The following is an 18,966-nucleotide window of genomic DNA, read 5'->3' as shown; positions in this document are numbered from 1 at the left end:
CTTCATTCCTCCATCATCTTGAACATTTCACCCAATACGCGTATTTCGTCCAAAATTTCCTCTATGTGTTCAAGCCTTGTCATTGGATTCAATAGTGTCATTTTTAAATATACCTGTCCTTCAAAACGCGTTTTTGCTAAAAATGCCCGTCCGCTTTTCAGTAATTCTTGCTGAATCTGTTTATTTAATAGATTTACTAACTGATCACTTTGTCCCTCGGGATTATAACGGAATACAACCGCGTTCAATTCAGGGTCTTTATTCAATACTGTGAATCCTTCCTCTTTATCGATCTTCACAGCCACTTCACGGGCAAGGTGACAAGTATAGTCGATCATTTCGGCAAAGGAATCCAGTCCAACGACCTTCAATGACATCCAGAGTTTCAATGCGTCGAACCTTCTCGTCGTTTGAACCGATTTATTGACTAAATGAACCATGCCCTCCGCTTCATCTTCCTGTGGATTCAAGTAATCGGCGTGATGCTGGATATATTGAAATGAGTTGCTGTCAGAGACAAGAAAAGCACCACAACTGATGGGTTGATAGAATAATTTGTGAAAATCAACCGTAATCGAGTCGGCCCGTTCAATTCCGCTGATTAACTTTTTGTAATCCTTACTTAAAATCATCGCGCCTCCATATGCGGCGTCCACATGCAGCCATATCCCATTTTCCCTTGCAGCTTCGGACAATTCGTGTAATGGATCGATTGAACCGAAATCCGTTGTTCCACAAGTTGCAACAATGGCAAATGGCAGTAAACCCTGTTCCTCTAAAAGCTGCAATTGTTGATTTAATTCTGCCATGGACAGACGGTGATTTGAATCCGCTTTAATCGTGACTACAGCCTGTTCACCAAGTCCCAGCTGTGCTGCTGATTTACGAACCGTAAAGTGGGCAGCCTCGGAGCATAAGATCCGCAATTTTTCCGCCTCGGCCGGCAAGCCCTGCTGCTGAACATCAACACCCCAGAAACGCTTACAATAAGCGTCCCTCGCCAATAGCAGACCCATATAATTAGATTGGGTTCCACCGCTTGTGAAAATCCCATCCGCTTGTTCAGGTAACCCCACCTGGCTGCACAGCCAATCTATTAAACGCTCTTCAACGAAGGTAGCAGCCGAGCTTTGATCCCATGAATCCATGGATTGATTCAACGTACCGATAATCATTTCGGCAGCCACGGCAGGTATTAATGTCGGGCAATGCAAATGTCCGATACAAGTGGGGCTGTGCACATTGATGCTGTCATTAATAACAAACTCCGCCAGCTCATCAGCTATTGCTTCCATTGTCGTCCCTTTTGGAGAAGCGAGGGTCAGCTCGCTTAATCTTGCTTCGATTTCATAAGGTTTTTTCCCTGAGTATGGTGAATCGTTCCCTTTTAAAAAGTCCGTCAGCTTTTTTTCAATGATTTTTAATGACTGGCTGTAGTTATTGAAACCTTCTTCGTTATTCAAGAACAATCGGGAATAAGCAAAATCCGTTTTATTTATCATTTCGATCATTGATCATTCACCCTCTTGCAACAGCTGCACGAACAGCTTGTTCAAAAATTGCAGTGGCTTCGCGAAGCTGGGATTCCGTTACAATCAATGGAGGCAAGAACCTCACTACACTACCATGTCTGCCGCCAACTTCCAGTATCAACCCTCTTTGAAAGCATTCCTGTTGAATGGCACTGGCAAGTTGCGAATTAGCAGGATGGCTTCCATTCGCATTTTGCGGTTCTTCATGATTGATCATTTCCACACCGACCATTAATCCCCGGCCCCTGACATCACCGATCTGCTTCATATCTTTTTGCAAATCTTTAAGAATATCCTTTAAGATTTCTCCCATTTTAGCGGCATGCTCCACAAGATTCGTCTCTTTCATGTATTTTAAAGTAGCTGTTCCTGCTGCCATTGCCATTTGATTTCCGCGGAACGTACCGATATGTGCACCTGGTGACCATAGGTCAAGCTCTTTGTTATAAATCACCACCGATAATGGAAGACTTCCGCCTATTGCTTTGGATAGTACAAGAACATCAGGAACGATTCCTGCATGTTCAAAGGCAAACATTTTCCCTGTACGGCCAATACCTGATTGAACTTCGTCGATAATTAGCGGAATGCCCTTCTCTTTTGTTATTCTCCTGATTTCCTTAAGCCATGGAATTGGAGCTGGAATGGAGCCTCCCTCACCTTGTACTGCCTCTAAAATCATTCCTGCAGGTGGCAATACTCCGGATTCGGGATCATTCAATAGATTTTCGATATACTGGCTGCTGATTTTATGGCTTTCTTCTCCGCCTATTCCAAAGGGACAGCGATATTGATAGGGATACGGCAGGAACTGTACATCTGGGATTAACCCTTGTATTTTTTCCTTTGGTTTTGTATTGCCGCTGATTGACATGGTTGCATGGGTTGCCCCGTGGTAAGCTCCTTGGAAGGATAAAATGCTTCTATTGCCTGTCGCTGTTTTTACCAGTTTAAGTGCTGCCTCAATGGCGTCTCCGCCAGTAGGACCACAGAATTGAATTTTTGCATTCTTCCTGAATTCCTCAGGCAGGCATTCAAAAATTTCATCGATGAACTGCTCTTTGATCGGCGTCGTAAAGTCCAATGTATGCAAAGGACGCTTGTCCTTAAGAATTTTTTCCATTGCTTCTAGCACTGCCGGATGATTGTGTCCAAGCGCTAATGTTCCAGCCCCCGCAAGAAAATCAATATATCGTTTTCCATCCATGTCTGTTAAGTAAATTCCCTCCGCTTGATCGATCGCCATGGGTAATCTTCTAGGATATGATCGGGCATTTGATTCCCTTGTATTTTGTTGTTCCAATAGTTGATCATTTTTTGTAAGCGTGTCCGTTACCATAGTGAACCTCCATGTATTGAATTAATTGAGAATAATTATCATTATCATGGAATTCATTTTACTGATAATGATAATTATTCTCAATGAGTAAATCCACTCATTTTTCTTCAATTAAATTCCAATAAAATTAAGAAAAGGTTAAAACTGGGGCCTATTCTCTATTTATCTATTGAATATAAAAAATGTTCTTAAGGTTTTATTAAGATTCCGTTTATAAGCTAAAACGCAGTCAGAAATCATGGAAAAGGAGGAACGACAATGAACGGTTTAAAGGGAAGGCGGGAACTCAAACATGCAATCACCAAAGCGGATTGTCATTTATTAAGAAAAAGTTTGCAAAACTTCATGAGGCTTGATCCCCATGGGCTTGATGGGAAATATTTAATTCGAAGTGTATATTTCGACAACTTTGACAATAAAATCCTGCGGCAAAAAACAGAGGGGTTCTATCACAGGGATAAGTTCAGGGCTAGACTTTATGATCATAACGCCAATTTCATCAATCTAGAAAAAAAGAGTAAGCGGAATAACCTTACCTATAAACAGAAGTGCAGGCTTTCTGCTAGAGAATACGAACGGATTCGTTCAGGGGATATAGATTGGATGTCCGAGGATTCAAGGGATATCCTCAGGGACTTATACATTCAAATGACCCTTTTCCAAATCAAGCCGACAACCGTCGTTGACTATGAAAGGGAGGTATTCATCTATGAGTACGGAAATGTGCGGGTCACCTTTGACAGTAATGTGAAAACGAGCTATCGGGATACGGACTTCCTGAATCCCGAATTAATCGTGGTCGATGCTTTAGACCCAGATTGTGTCATCCTGGAAATAAAGTTTGACGAATTTCTTCCGGATATCATCAAACATTTGTTATCCATCATCGATACTAGAAAAACAGCTTTTTCAAAATACCAATTAAGCAGAAGATACGGCTGATTGCACAAACACATAAAATTTGGAGGAATAGAAAATGGATACGACGACAACCAGCACCACTTTTAATGATATTTTCAAATCAAGCTTTTTGGACAAGACCGAGAGTTTTTCAATCATTGACTCCCTAATTGGATTACTGTTGGCATTTGCCATCGGATTGTTCATTTACGTCATATATAAGAAGACCTTTTCCGGTGTGATGTACTCACACAATTTCAATATATCCCTCATCGTCATGACAATGGCCACGGCTTTGATCATCATGGGCATATCAACTAATATCGTTATCTCCCTTGGTATGGTCGGTGCCCTCTCCATCGTACGATTCAGAACGCCCATCAAAGATCCCATGGACTTGGTCTTCCTATTCTGGGCAGCGGCATCCGGGATTTTATGCGGGGCAGGACTAATTCCGCTGGTTATCATAGGTGCCATTTTAATAGGCATTGTGATGCTCATATTTGCCAATCGGATCACTGTTGAAAATCCATTTTTATTAATCGTTAAATATTCAGATGCATCAATTGAAAAAACGTTAGAAGAAATGATATCCAAACAGGTGAAAAAGCATTCCGTCAAATCGAAATCCGTCATGGCGGATAATAACCTCGAAGTGACATATGAAATTCGATTAAAAGATAATAATGCGGAATTCATAAATCAAGTCAAGGACATGAACAGCGTTCACTCTGCCATCATGTTAAGTTATGATGGCAACTTCACTGCTTAAGATAGATGGCGGACATAAAAATCCATGCCCACCCCTCTATATAAGACAAAAGGAGGAAGGAGCCTTGGCATGTTAAAAACAAGATATGTTGTTGCGACCAGTGGATTATTGATAATAATTTTTATAGCAGTGATGTTTTTTCTTCCCAATCTTCAAGTTGAAAAAGCCACTAAAGGAAATACTTATACAGAATCTGTATTTGACCAAAGTAAGGTGACAACCGTGGATATAACATTGTCTGATGAGGATTTGGATTCCATCCTGGATAACCCCTCTGAAAAGGAAGTTGTTGCATCCGATGTGACCATTAATGGGGAAAAAGTTAAAAATGTAGGGTTTCGAACCAAAGGAAACCTTTCCTTAAACTCTGTTGTCCAAATGGAAGATTCGGAACGCTACAGCTGGAATATAGATTTTAATTACTATCAGACAGATCAAAATTTACACGGCCTGAAAGAATTCGATTTAAATAATAATTATAGTGATCCCACGTATATGAGGGAGTACCTTTCATATGAGCTAATGGAAAAGATGGGCATAGCAACTCCTGGACATTCCTATATGTACGTGACCATCAACGGAAAAGAATGGGGCTTGTATGTAGGCGTTGAATCTATTAATGAAACATTTTTGAATAATAACTTTCCATCTGGCAACGGTGACCTTTATTATCCTGATGGCACCGGAAGTGATTTAAAGTGGATTAGTGATGATATTGATGATTATACAGGGTTGAACTTAAAAACAAATGAAAATTCTGATCAAGATGCCATGATCAAGATGCTTGATGCTATCAATAATGGCGGGGATTTGGAAGAAGTCTTGGATGTGGATGAAACATTACGCTACTTTGCAGCAAATACGGCACTCGTCAACCTCGATCATTATCAAGGCACATTAAAGCATAACTACTATCTATATGAAGAAAATGGAGTCTTTTCCATGCTTCCCTGGGACTATAATATGTCATTTGGAGGCTTTTCCGGAGGCGGAGGGCGACAGGCGGGCGTATCCGATCAAGAAAATAAAAATGAAGTGGCCGCTGACCAAAAAGATGGAGCGACGGCTGAGAGTAACGACGATGCTGATAAGCAGGATGACACGGAACTCCTTGGAGAAGCACCGAATATGAACGGTGGCGGAATGATGGATATGAGTTCGAATTTCATGAATGAAAATAATATCAACTTCAGCATTACCGAACCTGTTTCAGGTACGGCCCTTGAAGATCGCCCTTTATTGAATGCCCTGCTTTCCAACGACGGGTATCGTGAAAAATATTATGATTATCTGGACGACATTGCCACAGATTTTTTCTCTGAAGAAAATATGACAGCAATGACCACTGAAATTTCCACATTAATCACACCATATGTGAAAAAGGATCCGACCAAGTTTTATACAATGGACGAGTATACGGAAGCAACGTCAGGCGAGGAAACCCTGGTTGACTTCGCTGTCCAACGTGCTGAATCCATCTTGGCGCAGCTTTCTGGAGACCTGGTTGTGGACGCCGAGACAGAAAGCGGTATGGGCAGCGGAGCTCCTAATATGGGCGATGACGCAAATGCAGGCCAGCAACCACCAAACATGGGCGGCGGCGAGAATGGGGCTGCCATGCGGCCCCCTGACATGGACCGCGGCGGGAATGGGGCACCTCCTGGTATAAACGGGAACATGGGCCAAAAGGGGGCAGGTAACAGTAGCTCCTCCAAAGATATGATCATTCTATCTTCCGTGCTCCTAATCTTATTATTAGGTGCACTGGCTTTCGCCCACTTCTTTAAACGAAGAGGTAAAAAAGGATAAAGACTTTCCCCCTCCCATTTAAAAAAAGGTGCAAAAAGGGGGTTTGGAATGGTTCCATCCCAAAACATGATTAAGTCTAGGGTATACTAATGTTTTTTTACTGTTGTTTGAAACCCTACTAGATTGAAAAAATTTGCGGCACTCCTGCAAAATAACTGGCCAGCAAAGACCCAACAGGCGCTTGCGGTGAGGAGGCTTGGCAGACAGTCGGTGGAACGGAAGCGGATTTCTGAAAACACCTTGAACGTTTTTTAAAGGAAACTGTAGGCAAACACTTTTCTTCGAATTATCTATAGTCTGAGGTATCCCAAAATATTCGGGATACCTTTTATTGGCGTAAAGCCTTTTCCGGGCTATTCCTCCACATTTATTAATTTTTATCTGCTAATCTATATAAAATACCCTCATTTGGTATAAAATAGTAAAATAGAGAGGGGAATGAACCTCAATCAAGAGGGTTGTTCACTTGTTTATCATTTGAATTTAGGGGGTAAAGATTTCCATTATTACTTTATCCGATCGTACAGTTTCACTTTTGTTAAAAACGGGTCGGTGTCAGGGGGGGAACGGATGAAAAGAAATCATACGATGATGCAATTTTTTGAGTGGCATCTAGAGGCAGATGGTTCTCATTGGGAGAGATTGAAATTTGCAGCCTCCAAGTTGAAGGATATAGGAATTGACTGCGTTTGGCTTCCGCCAGTTACCAAAGGGCAATCCGTTGGGGATAATGGATATGGAATATACGACGGATACGATTTGGGGGAATTTGACCAAAAAGGAACAGTTCGTACCAAATACGGGACCAAAGATGAATTACTGCAAGCAATAGCCACCTGTCATAACTACGGACTTTGCGTTTATATCGATTTAGTCATGAACCATAAAGCAGGAGCCGATGGAACCGAAAAATTTGAAGTGATTGAAGTCAATCCAGAAAACCGGATGGAAGATATCTCAGAACCATTTGAAATGGAAGGCTGGACAAAATTCGATTTTCCAGGCCGTAAAAATAAATACTCTGATTTTAAGTGGAACCATACTCATTTTAATGGTACAGACTATGATGCCGAAAACGACAAAATGGGTGTATATCGAATCACAGGCGAAAACAAGCATTGGAATCAGCATGTCATCGATGAATTCGGAAACTATGATTATTTAATGTTTGCCAACATCGATTACAGCCTGCCGGAAGTTCGTCAGGAAATGATTAGCTGGGGAAAATGGATGGTTGATACGTTAAAGTGTGATGGTTTTCGTTTGGACGCCGTTAAACATATCGATTATGAATTCATCAATGAATTTCTCCAAGAACTCATTCCTTATACAAAGGAACATTTCTTCATGGTCGGAGAATTTTGGAAGGCGGATGTTAAAGCTTGTCAAACTTACTTAGAGCAAACCAATCATGACCTCAACTTGTTCGATGTTTCCCTGCATTATAAATTTCATGAGGCCTCAAACGCAGGAACTGACTTCGACCTCTCAACCATTTTTGATGATACCCTCGTCCAAACCAATCCGGCACAGGCTGTCACTTTTGTCGACAACCATGACTCCCAGCCTCATGAGTCACTGGAATCTTGGGTAAAGGACTGGTTCAAACCATCGGCATATGCACTTACCTTGCTTAGACTTTGCGGTTATCCATGTGTCTTTTACGGGGACTATTATGGAATTGGCGGGCCTTCTCCGGTGCCTGGGAAAAAGGACATTCTAGATCGCCTCTTATATGCTAGGTATGAAAAAGCCTACGGGGAACAGACTGACTACTTTGATGATCCAAATACGATAGGCTGGGTCCGGCACGGAGTTGAAGAGCTAGAAGGCTCGGGGTGCGCCGTCATAATTTCGAATGGAGATCACAACAGTGAAAAAAGGATGTTCGTCGGTGAGCATCGTGCCGGTGAAATCTGGAGTGATTTAACTTGTCATAGAGACGACCACATCACCATTGAAGAAGATGGTTTCGCGACCTTTCCCGTTCATGGGAAAAGTGTATCGGTATGGGCCTTGAATAATCCGCTCTAAAAAGGGATAAGCAAAGAACGGCATGTCATTTGCGGATATGCTGTTCTTTGCTGACGGCACCACCCTTGAAGATTTGAAGTCTGTATGTCACATGAAGAAAGATAATTTTTCCATTTCAGTCAATCATGGTAAGATAAGGGAAAAAGGAGTTGAAGGAAAAGTGAAAAATGAAATCATTGAAAGATTCACTTCTTATGTGAAAGTGGATACCCAATCGAATGAGGAAAATCCATCATGCCCTTCTACACCCGGACAGTTGACCTTGGCAAATGCATTGGTCAAGGAACTTCAATCCATTGGGATGAAGGAAGTGACAATTGATCAGAACGGATATGTCATGGCAGCATTGCCAGCCAATTCAAATAAGGATGTCCCGACAATCGGTTTCTTGGCCCATGTCGATACAGCAACGGATTTCACTGGAAAAGATGTAAAGCCGCAAATCATTGACAACTATGATGGCAAAGATCTTACTTTACATGAAAAATTGGATGTCATTCTTTCACCTGATGATTTTCCTTCGCTTAAGAACTATAAAGGGCATACCTTGATTACAACGGATGGGACAACCCTGTTGGGAGCAGATAATAAGGCTGGAATTGCCGAAATCATGACTGCCATGGATTATTTGATCCAGCATCCGGAAATCAAGCATGGAAAAATCCGTGTTGCTTTTACTCCCGATGAGGAAATCGGCAGGGGACCCCATAAGTTTGATGTAGATGCTTTTGATGCCCAATTTGCCTACACCGTGGACGGTGGACCACTTGGAGAACTTGAATATGAGAGTTTCAATGCAGCATCGGCCAAAATCCTGATCAAAGGGACGAATATTCACCCTGGTACGGCTAAAGGAAAAATGGTCAACTCGGCCAAAATCGCCATGGAATTCCATAATAAACTCCCAGTGGCAGAAGCACCGGAATATACGGAGGATTACGAAGGATTTTATCATCTGATTTCATTTCACGGTGATGTGGAAGAGACCAAGCTTTCTTATATCATCAGGGATTTCGATCGTCAAAAATTTAATGATCGCAAAGAATATATAACAAAAGTAATCGAAGATTTAAAAGAAAAATATGGGCAAAACCGTATCCAGCTTGAATTACACGACCAATACTTCAACATGAAGGAAAAAATTGAGCCCGTGAAGGAAATCGTGGATATTGCCCACGAAGCAATGGAGAAACTCGATATAAAACCGAAAATTTCGCCAATACGCGGTGGTACGGACGGTTCTCAATTATCGTATATGGGCCTGCCAACACCCAACATCTTTACGGGCGGGGAGAACTTTCATGGCAAATATGAATTTATTTCCGTCGATAATATGATCCTGGCCACTAAGGTGATCGTTGGCATTGCATCGCTTTTTGAAGAAAAAGCAAAGTAACTTGATACGAAATGTCTTTATTGAAAAACCCCCCGACTCCAGGTCTGGGGGTTTTTCATCCAATATTAAGCGCGATTCCAGTGACGGTGCTTGGCAATCGCTTCGATAAAGGCGGTACCACTATTTTTATCCGTAACAGCTACAATGCCTGAGGCTGGATCATTGGAAACGATGCCTGCCTTCGATAAGATCTCGGCCCCCTCTTTTCCCGTACCAATCGCTTTGAAATGATTGTAGGCTTCATCAACAAAGTAAATTGGTTCCTTTGATGCCTTTAAAGCATCGATGCTCTCCTGGCCTCCTGCCACATATACTGCATCGAAAAGTACCGAATCGGCTGTCAGGAATGTCTGATTCACCTCGGCCTGCTGTCCTTCAGAACTTGTAATCACTCCACGATTATGACTGATGATTTCAGCCGTTATCCCTGCCGATTTAAATGCTTCCAAGACCTGATTAACCTCTGACCCGTTGAAACCATCTGCAGCCAATATTGCCACTTTCCTTGTTGCGGCCGTGTTCACTTTCATTTGCTCCTGGCTTAAAGCCGGAGAAGCCAAATCCATTTTGACCTCACTTTTGTTGGCCGGAGGATTCGCGCCCACCCCAATAGCGATCGTTTTTGCCAGTTCGACATCCACATTGCTGAACATCTCGACGATTTGCTGCTGAACTTCCTTACTTTTCACTTTTCCCACTTCAAAGTGGAAAGCCTGAATAATATGCTCTTTCTCCACTTCCGTCATGCTATTCCAAAATAATTTAGCCTGGCTGTAATGATCCTTGAAGCTTTCACTTCGTTGTCGGACCTTCCTGCCATCGACTTTTTCCTGGTAATGTGCATAGCCGCCCTCCTCTTCCGAAGCAGGTTCGGGAGAGTTGCCTGCAAGGGAATTTTTGTGGTAGCTGACCTGCCCTGGATTTATTGACATTCGGTGCATGCCATCGCGTTGATTATTATGAACGGGGGCAACCGTCCTATTAATCGGAAGCTCATGGAAATTCGGTCCTCCCAATCGGGATAGCTGGGTATCTGTGTAGGAGAATAAACGTCCCTGGAGCAGCGGATCATTTGAAAAATCAATACCCGGTACGACATGCCCCGGATGGAATGCTATTTGTTCCGTCTCTGCAAAAAAGTTATCCGTATTTTGATTCAAAACCATTTTTCCGATTATTTTCACTGGGATCTGTTCTTCCGGCCATAGTTTAGTAGGATCAAGGATATCAAAGTCGAATTTGAATTCATCTTCCTCTTTAATCATTTGCACGCCAAATTCAAATTCAGGATAATTTCCGGTATCTATCGCTTCCCACAGATCTTGGCGGTGAAAGTCAGGATTCTTCCCTGCAATTTTCTGTGCCTCATCCCAGACAAGGGATTTAACTCCAAGTACAGGCTTCCAATGGAATTTAACGAAATGGGCCATGCCTTGTTCATTTACAAAACGGAATGTGTGGACACCAAACCCTTCCATCATCCGGAAACTCCTCGGTATGGCCCTATCAGAAAGATGCCACATGACCATATGAGCGGTTTCTTCATTGTTGGCGACGAAGTCCCAAAAAGTATCATGGGCAGACGCAGCCTGAGGTATTTCGTTATGAGGCTCCGGTTTAACCGCATGAATTAAATCCGGGAACTTTATGGCATCCTGGATAAAAAATACCGGAATATTATTTCCGACCAAATCATAGTTTCCTTCCTCGGTATAAAACTTTGTAGAAAATCCCCTTACATCACGGACCGAGTCTGCCGACCCGCGGGAACCTGCCACAGTGGAGTAACGAACGAATACTGGTGTCTTGACTGAAGGGTCTTGAAGAAACTTGGCTTTTGTATATTCGGCCATCGGTTCATATACCTGGAAATATCCATGAGCACCAGATCCACGGGCATGGACAATCCGCTCAGGAATACGCTCATGGTCAAAATGAGTCATTTTTTCCCGGAAATGAAAGTCCTCCATCAAAGTTGGACCACGTGTTCCCGCTTTCAAAGAATGCTCATCCTCAGAAATACGCAAACCTTGGTTAGTCGTCATCTTTTTCCCATTATCGTCCACTCGATATTGATCCAACTGTCGCTGCTTACTTTGCTCATCGATTCTTCCGTTTTCATTTGCTTTTGTCATCCCACTCATTCCCCTCCATATCTAAGTATTCAGATTAAATCGTGTTGTATGTATTTATTTGATTCGAAATAATTGCGTTATCCTTCCTCATATACCACTCTATTTTGACGGATAAACAGGATTCAGAAAAAGAAACTTCACGGTAGGTAGGATTATTTTGGGGTAGGTGGAATTCTTCGTCCCCAGTTTTGAAACACTGGGGACGGAAAACATATAAAAAAGAAGCGGGAAGACCGATATTTCGGTCTTCCCGCTTCTTTCATTCAACACCTTTAGTTCTTAAAAGCCTCTGAAACCTTCAAAAGTTTGCCTTTTACTTGCGTATTTTTCATCACTTTCAAGACAAGCGGTCCCTTTTCATTCAATATTTCCACATAAGAAACATTGTCCTGGATCGTAATGATCCCGATGTCCTCTGCATTCACTCCATCAATTTTTGCGATGGTTCCGACAAAATCCACAGCCCTGATTTTCTTTTTCTTGCCGCCATTAAAATACAGCTTCATGATTTGTTTATTCAATTGTTCACTTTTATCTTTTTTGATTTTTGGACGAGCTTCCAGTTTCGCTTCGAATTCCATTTTTTTATTGGAGACTTCCTCTTTTGAAGGAACAGTCACCTTAGGGATTTCAAAACCGATATATCCTTGAATCTCAGCAAGGAATTTGTCTTCGTACGGCGTCACAAAAGTAATGGCTTTTCCTTTTTTGCCGGCACGGCCCGTTCTTCCAGTTCGATGTACGTAACTTTCCTTTTCCAATGGAAGGTCATAGTTAATCACATGGGTTATATTGTCGATGTCAATTCCACGTGCAGCAACATCTGTCGCAACCAAATAGCGGAATTCGCCTCTTCTGAATTCATTCATCACTGCAAGGCGATCTTCCTGAAGCATGCCGCCGTGTATCATATCACACGGATATTCCAGTTCCAGCAGCTGTTCACATACTTGGTCTACCCTATCTTTCGTCCGACAGAAAATGATGCAGCTATCGGGGTTTTCCGTGATGGTGACGTCTCTAAGCAGGGAAAACTTATCGTCTTCCTTCACTTCAATGAGAGCATGTTCAATTTTCTCCGTCGTTAAACCCTTTGCTTTTATTTCAATATCCAAAGGATCCATCATATATTGCTTGCATAGCTTTTTTATACTCTCAGGTAACGTAGCAGAGAACAGCATGGTTACTCTATCTTTCGGAAGCTCTTTAATAATGGCTTCCACTTGTTCAATGAAGCCCATATTCAGCATTTCATCGGCTTCATCAATAACCAAATGAGTTAGGCGTTCCAAGGCGAAGGTCCCTTTCTCGATATGATCCAGAACACGCCCCGGGGTTCCAACGACTACATGGCTTTTTTGTTTCAATTCCGCTTTTTGCAGTGCGAATGGATGTTTTCCATAAACCGCAGTAGCCTTTATCCTTTTAAATCTGCCTATATTCGTAATATCTTCTTTTACCTGTACAGCAAGCTCACGTGTCGGTGTTAAAATAAGCGCCTGTGGCTTATTCTCCTCCCAATCGACCATTTCGCAGATCGGTATGCCGAATGAAGCGGTCTTGCCACTTCCCGTTTGGGATTTAACGACAAGATCCCTCTTTTTTAGCGCCACTGGAATCACTTCACGCTGTACTTCGGTCGGACGTTGATATCCCAAGCTTTCTAATGCCCTTACAATTTCATCGCTTAATGTATAATCAGTAAAACTTAATTCATTCATATAACAGCCTCTTTTGTTGTTTAGTATGTTGCTTTATTGTTTCCATAATCGTAATTTCCTTATACAAGGTTCTATTATACGCGATATGCATCGATAAACCTTGTAATAACCAAATTCAATTGCCTTATTTCAATATAATGAAACATCCGTCTTCATTAAAACAATGGTCATCAGTATATCATGATCTGAGTTAATCAAAATGGACCCTGCTTCTTTCAATATGCTAAAATATGTATGATATAAAAGCCTAAATAGGATGTAGTTTCTAAACCGATGTCCAAAGGGAGTGCTGATTTATGATAATCGTAACGAATAGAATCAGAGTCAAAAAAGGGATGGGTGCAGTCATGGCCCCAGGATTTACTGCACCAGGTCCACTTGATACTACGGAAGGCTTCGTAAAAGTTGAAGTATTATTAACGCAGAATTTGTCGGATCACGATGAACTGAGCGTTAATATGTACTGGGAAAACCTTGATAACTTTACTGCTTGGAGAAATAGCGATGCATTCAAAGCTGCACATAAACGGCCTGAACCAGGTTCCGGTGAAGCAAAAAAAGAATCTCCAATTCTAGGCAGCGAGCTTACAACGTATGAAGTAGCCTCGGTAAAGGAAATAGCTAAATAATAAAATCACGCCAAAAGAGGCCGCGAAATATGCGACCTCTTTTTGTTGTTTTCTCTTAGTGATTACTGTGCTTCAGCTTTCTTGATTTGTTTGCTTCTAAGCTGGCCGCAAGCTGCATCAATATCCGTTCCATGTTCTTGGCGGATTTTACAATTTACGCCTCTCTTTTTCAGCGTATCATAAAACGAGAGAACGGACTCTTTTTCACTTCTTTGGTATTGACTATGCTCATCTACAGGATTATATGGAATCAGGTTGACATAGAGCCGGTGTTTTTTGTCCTCAAGAAGGTTGGCGAGTTGCTCGGCTTCTTCTTGATGGTCATTGACATCTTTCAATAGGATATATTCAATCGTTATTCTCCTATTCGTTTTCTCTAAATAATAATCAAGAGATTTCATCAATTTTTCTATCGGAATACCTCGGTTTATTTTCATGATTCGTGTCCTGAGCTCATTATTCGGCGCATGTAATGAGATGGCCAGATTCACCTGTAATTGGGTATCGGTGAATTCATAAATCTTATTGGCAAGACCGCTCGTCGAAACAGTAATCCGCCTAGCAGCGATAGCAAGACCCTTATGATCCATGAGTACCTTCAAAAAGTCTATCATATTTTCAAAGTTATCGAACGGCTCACCAATACCCATTACAACAACATGGCTTACAACATCCTCTTGTTCCAATTTATCCAAATGCAGTTGAACGTTCATGATTTGTTCCACTATTTCGCCGCTGGATAAATCACGGCTTTTGGCCAATAAACCACTGGCACAGAAACTGCAGCCAATATTGCAGCCCACTTGGGTGGTGACACAAACCGAAATTCCGTATTTATGTCTCATCATGACCGTTTCTATAAGGTTTCCATCCTGTAATTTAAACAAGAACTTGATCGTGCCATCCGCTGATTCCTGCTTAACGTGCTCAGTCAACGTCTGGATGACAAAGTGCTCTTCAAGTAATTTTATGCATTCTTTATTAACATCCGTCATTTCAGAGAAATTCGTCACACGTGTTCTATAAAGCCACTCCCAGACTTGGGAAGCTCTGAATTTTTTATGGCCATGGTCCGAAAGCCATAATGTCAATTGTTCGAATGTTAAACCATAAATGGACTCTTTATTCATTCGTTACCCTCTTTTCCTTACATTAAGATTTAATATTTTAACCCATTAACCTTACGGGGAATTCCCCCGGAATTAGTTCCATCATTTATGATATGGTTCATTTCTATTTATCCGGAAAGCCCGATATATTTGCTCCACTAGAACCAGTTTCATTAATTGATGCGGAAAGGTCATTTTCGAGAAGGAAAGGGCATAATCACTTCTTGATAACACCTCAGTGCCAAGCCCAAGCGACCCGCCAATAATAAAGGCAATTTTGCTCTTTCCATAGGTGGCGAGCTGATCCAAATGAGTGGCCAGCTGCTCTGAAGTAAGCTGTTTTCCATTGATCTCAAGCGTTATTACGTAGGTGTCCGGGCTGACTTTCGCCAGGATTCGTTCACCCTCCTTTTGCTTTACAATGTCCATGTCCGCTGCACTCAGGTTCTCCGGAGCTTTTTCATCCGGTACTTCGACAAGTTCTATATTAGCATAGGCGCTTAACCTTTTTGTATATTCAGCAATTCCTTGCTTTAAGTATTTTTCCTTTAGCTTGCCAACAGTAATAATCGTTATTTTCATATATATCCTCTAGCTTTCATTATGTTTTTACTATCAATTGTTGGATTTGCCTACCTATTATCATACCTTACAGTGACCTATAAGCAAAACAAGCATATCCTTTCCAATTTTTAATGCATTTAAAATAAAAACCGCTGCCCCTGAAAGCGGCAACGGTAACTTTCATTATTTTTTAATGTGTATTGAAGAAATTGGGCTGGACTTAGTTCAGATCCGATAAGAATTATGTTGATTATTCGTACAACCAAAAGCTTGAATCCAAACCATTCCACCCGCCGCTTCATTCTTCGGAAAATGTTAAGAACAGGTTAAGAACAGGTTACGAACATGTTATCCACAAAAGTTATCCACATATCCACAAAATCTATCCACATGTTGTATGGGAATATTAGTTCCCTACTAGATATATTGCCACGTTTCGACAATATTCACAGGTTGTTGATAACTGATTTTCTTCGGGAACCAGCGTTAAAACCGGATAGGTTTCACATTCGTATACCACTTCATCCAGCGCCATGTCCACGTGTTCCTGACAGCAATATAATTTCATCTTTCATATCTCCTTTCCCACTCATTATTCCCAGTACTTCTATTCCCAATTATCCACAAGTTACTTGAGATTTTTAATTTAAGTATATATCCACAGGTAATCGTAACAAAAAATAAGAAAATCGCAAGGAAATAGAAAGGACAGGAAGCATTTTCTGCCCCCTGTCCTTTTTTGCTTTTAAATTTCGCTGCTTGAAAGTTTGACTTCCGTAGTTTCTTTCTTTCCGTCACGGTAATAAATGATTTTAACTTTATCACCGATTTTCTTTTCGTTGTAAAGGTATTTTCGTAATTCCACAACGTCATGAATTTTTTCATTATCCATTCCGACAATGACGTCAAATTCCTTCAATCCTGCTTTGGATGCTGGAGAGTTGCTTTGAACGCCTGTTATTGCAACGCCAGATGTAACTTTCCTTGGTAACTTTAATGTATTTTGTTGATGGTATTGGGAAATCTCTTCTACAGATGCCAAATTCACACCCAAGAAGGCACGTTTCACTTCACCAAATTCCTCTATATCATTAATAATCGGTATAACTGAATCGATCGGAATGGATAGACCGATTCCTTCCACTGCATTTTCCGCAATCTTCATCGAATTTATTCCGATGACCTGCCCTGACATATTAACGAGTGCCCCCCCGCTGTTACCTGGGTTAATCGCCGCATCGGTCTGGATGACCTCCGCATTCCAATCCACTTGTCCGTCCTCATTGATATCCACCTCTATCGTACGCTCCAAACCGGAGATGATCCCTTGTGTGATCGATCCAGAGAATTGGAGGCCTAATGGATTGCCAATGGCAATTACGGGCTCACCAGGTTTCAATTTGCCGGATTTTCCGAATTCAGCAATGGTTTTGATTTTATCACCATCCACGACAATGACGGCTAAATCCGTCCATGGGTCACTACCTTGCAGTTCAGCTGGCAATTTAGTGCCATCACTTAATGTCACTTCCAGTTCATTAGCGCCTTCAATGACGTGATTATTCGTGACGATATAGGCCTTGCCGCCATCTTTTTTGTAGACGACTCCAGAACCAGTGCCGGCTTCTGCCGAACTGTCCTCTGCATTGTTCCCTTGACCCCAGAAGTTCGTTTCCTGAATGTTAGTGATCCCGACCACTGCGTCGCTGGCCTTATCAACGGCATTGGTGACGGCACTTGTTACATCAACTGTAAGGTTTTGCTGGGCCTGCTCCGTGGACTCACTCCCCGTTGATTTTTCCGTTGTAATTTCGTTATCATCGTTATTTAACAGCCCGCTTCCCGGTAACATAAGTAAGGCCCCGATGATGACGCCCCCCAAGCCTGCTAGAAAATAGCCCAAATGGCCTTTTTTCCGTTTATTTTGGTTCTCATCATTCTGATCATAATAACCCAAGACCGCCCCATCCTCTCATTTTAGGTATGAATTATAGCAATTCTATTGTTTGGTATCCTCCTTCAATTATACTCAATTACCGAATTTTTTCTAAAAAAATGAATGCTTTTATTTAAGGGGAAACGTAAAATTGACCAGTATACAGCCCTTTTCCTTTTACCTATACAGTTCTAACCAAACGATTCCCCTTTTAATCCGATTCGTAACTTACGAATCGAAATTTTTAAAAATAAAAAAGGAATGAACAAGGCATCCCTCATCCATTCCTTTTATTTATAACGTAACAAGTTCCGTTGGTCTTTTCGGGTCAGTATCATATAAGGAAAATTGTTCGCCAACGATGATCCCCTTTGTCTTTAACGTCTGTTCCACCGACATTCTTGCTAGATCCTTCATATTGTTATCAAGGCTTAAGTGGGCCAAGTAAATCCGCTTGGTCTTATCACCTGCCACTTCACTCATTGCAAGGGCAGCGTCTTCATTACAAACATGTCCGACATCACTTAAAATCCGGCGCTTGATGCTCCATGGATATTTTCCCATCCTCAGCATGGACACATCATGGTTACTTTCAAATACGTAAGCATCGGCATTCGAGATGATTCCTTTCATCCGATCACTTACGTACCCTGTATCGGTAATGACCACAAGTTTCTTATCCTCATGATGAAAGACGTAAAACATCGGCTCTGCCGCATCATGTGAAACGCCAAAAGATTCTATATCAAGACTGCCGAACGTTTTGACCTGTTCCATGTCGAATGTGAATTTTTGTTCGGTTGCAATTTCACCGATTGATCGATCCATGGCATTCCATGTTTTTGCATTCGCATATATCGGGAGTTTATGTTTTCTGGCAACCACGCCAAGACCTTTAATATGGTCGCTGTGTTCATGGGTAACAAGGATACCGGATAACTTCGACATATCACGGCCTATATCCTGAAACAATGCTTCCAGGGCTTTACCGCTTAAGCCGGCATCGACAAGGAATGATTGATCCTCCGTTTCCACGAAAAAGGCATTTCCTGTACTCCCGCTTGCGAGAACACTAAAATGCATTGTCATC

15 protein-coding genes are annotated in these 18,966 nt (G+C 41.8%); 6 read left to right on the top strand and 9 right to left on the bottom strand.

Features of this window, described 5'->3' with window-relative positions:
- Nucleotides 1-2: 2 nt before the first annotated feature.
- Complete coding sequence (locus tag ACFX4I_RS05685) at nt 3-1,511, bottom strand: pyridoxal phosphate-dependent decarboxylase family protein (RefSeq protein WP_377419586.1); 1,509 nt, start codon at nt 1,509-1,511, stop codon at nt 3-5.
- Nucleotides 1,512-1,518: 7 nt separating this feature from the next.
- A complete protein-coding gene (locus ACFX4I_RS05680; protein WP_230300226.1) occupies nt 1,519-2,871 on the bottom strand; it encodes an aspartate aminotransferase family protein in 1,353 nt (450 codons plus the stop codon).
- 258 nt (nt 2,872-3,129) lie between these two features.
- Here ACFX4I_RS05680 and ACFX4I_RS05675 point away from each other — a divergent pair, with 258 nt between their 5' ends.
- From ACFX4I_RS05675 to pepT, 5 genes are all read left to right on the top strand, one after another.
- Nucleotides 3,130-3,813, top strand: a complete 684-nt coding sequence (locus ACFX4I_RS05675) for a polyphosphate polymerase domain-containing protein (RefSeq protein ID WP_377419584.1) — start codon at nt 3,130-3,132, stop codon at nt 3,811-3,813.
- Nucleotides 3,814-3,847: 34 nt separating this feature from the next.
- Nucleotides 3,848-4,543 (top strand): DUF4956 domain-containing protein, encoded by a 696-nt coding sequence (locus tag ACFX4I_RS05670; protein ID WP_309519584.1) that lies wholly within the window; start codon nt 3,848-3,850, stop codon nt 4,541-4,543.
- Nucleotides 4,544-4,612: 69 nt separating this feature from the next.
- Entirely contained in the window at nt 4,613-6,352 is a 1,740-nt protein-coding gene (locus ACFX4I_RS05665; RefSeq protein ID WP_377419582.1) for a CotH kinase family protein, read from the top strand.
- Nucleotides 6,353-6,922: 570 nt separating this feature from the next.
- Nucleotides 6,923-8,386 (top strand): alpha-amylase, encoded by a 1,464-nt coding sequence (locus ACFX4I_RS05660; RefSeq protein ID WP_230300222.1) that lies wholly within the window; start codon nt 6,923-6,925, stop codon nt 8,384-8,386.
- A gap of 160 nt (nt 8,387-8,546) precedes the next feature.
- On the top strand, nt 8,547-9,782 hold the full coding sequence (gene pepT, locus ACFX4I_RS05655) for a peptidase T (RefSeq protein WP_377419709.1): 1,236 nt from the start codon (nt 8,547-8,549) through the stop codon (nt 9,780-9,782).
- A gap of 65 nt (nt 9,783-9,847) precedes the next feature.
- Here pepT and ACFX4I_RS05650 read toward each other — a convergent pair whose 3' ends face one another.
- Together ACFX4I_RS05650 and ACFX4I_RS05645 are read right to left on the bottom strand one after the other, a co-directional pair.
- Nucleotides 9,848-11,917 carry a catalase gene (locus tag ACFX4I_RS05650; RefSeq protein WP_377419580.1) on the bottom strand — a complete coding sequence of 690 codons (2,070 nt, stop codon included), beginning with the start codon at nt 11,915-11,917 and terminating at the stop codon, nt 9,848-9,850.
- A 272-nt stretch (nt 11,918-12,189) separates the two neighbouring features.
- Nucleotides 12,190-13,638, bottom strand: coding sequence for a DEAD/DEAH box helicase (locus ACFX4I_RS05645; protein ID WP_377419578.1), 1,449 nt, complete (start codon nt 13,636-13,638; stop codon nt 12,190-12,192).
- 296 nt (nt 13,639-13,934) lie between these two features.
- Here ACFX4I_RS05645 and ACFX4I_RS05640 point away from each other — a divergent pair, with 296 nt between their 5' ends.
- Nucleotides 13,935-14,267 carry a heme oxygenase gene (locus ACFX4I_RS05640; protein WP_063234288.1) on the top strand — a complete coding sequence of 111 codons (333 nt, stop codon included), beginning with the start codon at nt 13,935-13,937 and terminating at the stop codon, nt 14,265-14,267.
- Between the two features lie 62 nt (nt 14,268-14,329).
- Here the strand turns inward: ACFX4I_RS05640 and rlmN are convergent, their stop codons facing one another.
- The 5 genes from rlmN to ACFX4I_RS05615 form a co-directional block, all read right to left on the bottom strand.
- Nucleotides 14,330-15,397: a dual-specificity RNA methyltransferase RlmN gene (gene rlmN / locus ACFX4I_RS05635; RefSeq protein ID WP_230300219.1), complete on the bottom strand. Its 1,068-nt coding sequence runs from the start codon at nt 15,395-15,397 to the stop codon at nt 14,330-14,332.
- Nucleotides 15,398-15,478: 81 nt separating this feature from the next.
- Nucleotides 15,479-15,958 carry a 23S rRNA (pseudouridine(1915)-N(3))-methyltransferase RlmH gene (gene rlmH / locus ACFX4I_RS05630; RefSeq protein WP_098370309.1) on the bottom strand — a complete coding sequence of 160 codons (480 nt, stop codon included), beginning with the start codon at nt 15,956-15,958 and terminating at the stop codon, nt 15,479-15,481.
- Between the two features lie 388 nt (nt 15,959-16,346).
- Complete coding sequence (locus ACFX4I_RS05625) at nt 16,347-16,508, bottom strand: CxxH/CxxC protein (protein WP_065310847.1); 162 nt, start codon at nt 16,506-16,508, stop codon at nt 16,347-16,349.
- A gap of 177 nt (nt 16,509-16,685) precedes the next feature.
- Entirely contained in the window at nt 16,686-17,897 is a 1,212-nt protein-coding gene (locus ACFX4I_RS05620; protein ID WP_377419576.1) for a S1C family serine protease, read from the bottom strand.
- A 273-nt stretch (nt 17,898-18,170) separates the two neighbouring features.
- Nucleotides 18,171-18,965: an MBL fold metallo-hydrolase gene (locus ACFX4I_RS05615; protein WP_230300217.1), complete on the bottom strand. Its 795-nt coding sequence runs from the start codon at nt 18,963-18,965 to the stop codon at nt 18,171-18,173.
- Between the last annotated feature and the right edge of the window lies 1 nt (nt 18,966).

The organism is Peribacillus sp. YIM B13472 (assembly GCF_042788005.1).
GTDB lineage: Bacteria > Bacillota > Bacilli > Bacillales > DSM-1321 > Peribacillus > Peribacillus simplex_E.
The sequence above is the reverse complement of the archived record's forward strand: the minus strand, read 5'-3'. Positions and strand labels throughout refer to the sequence as shown.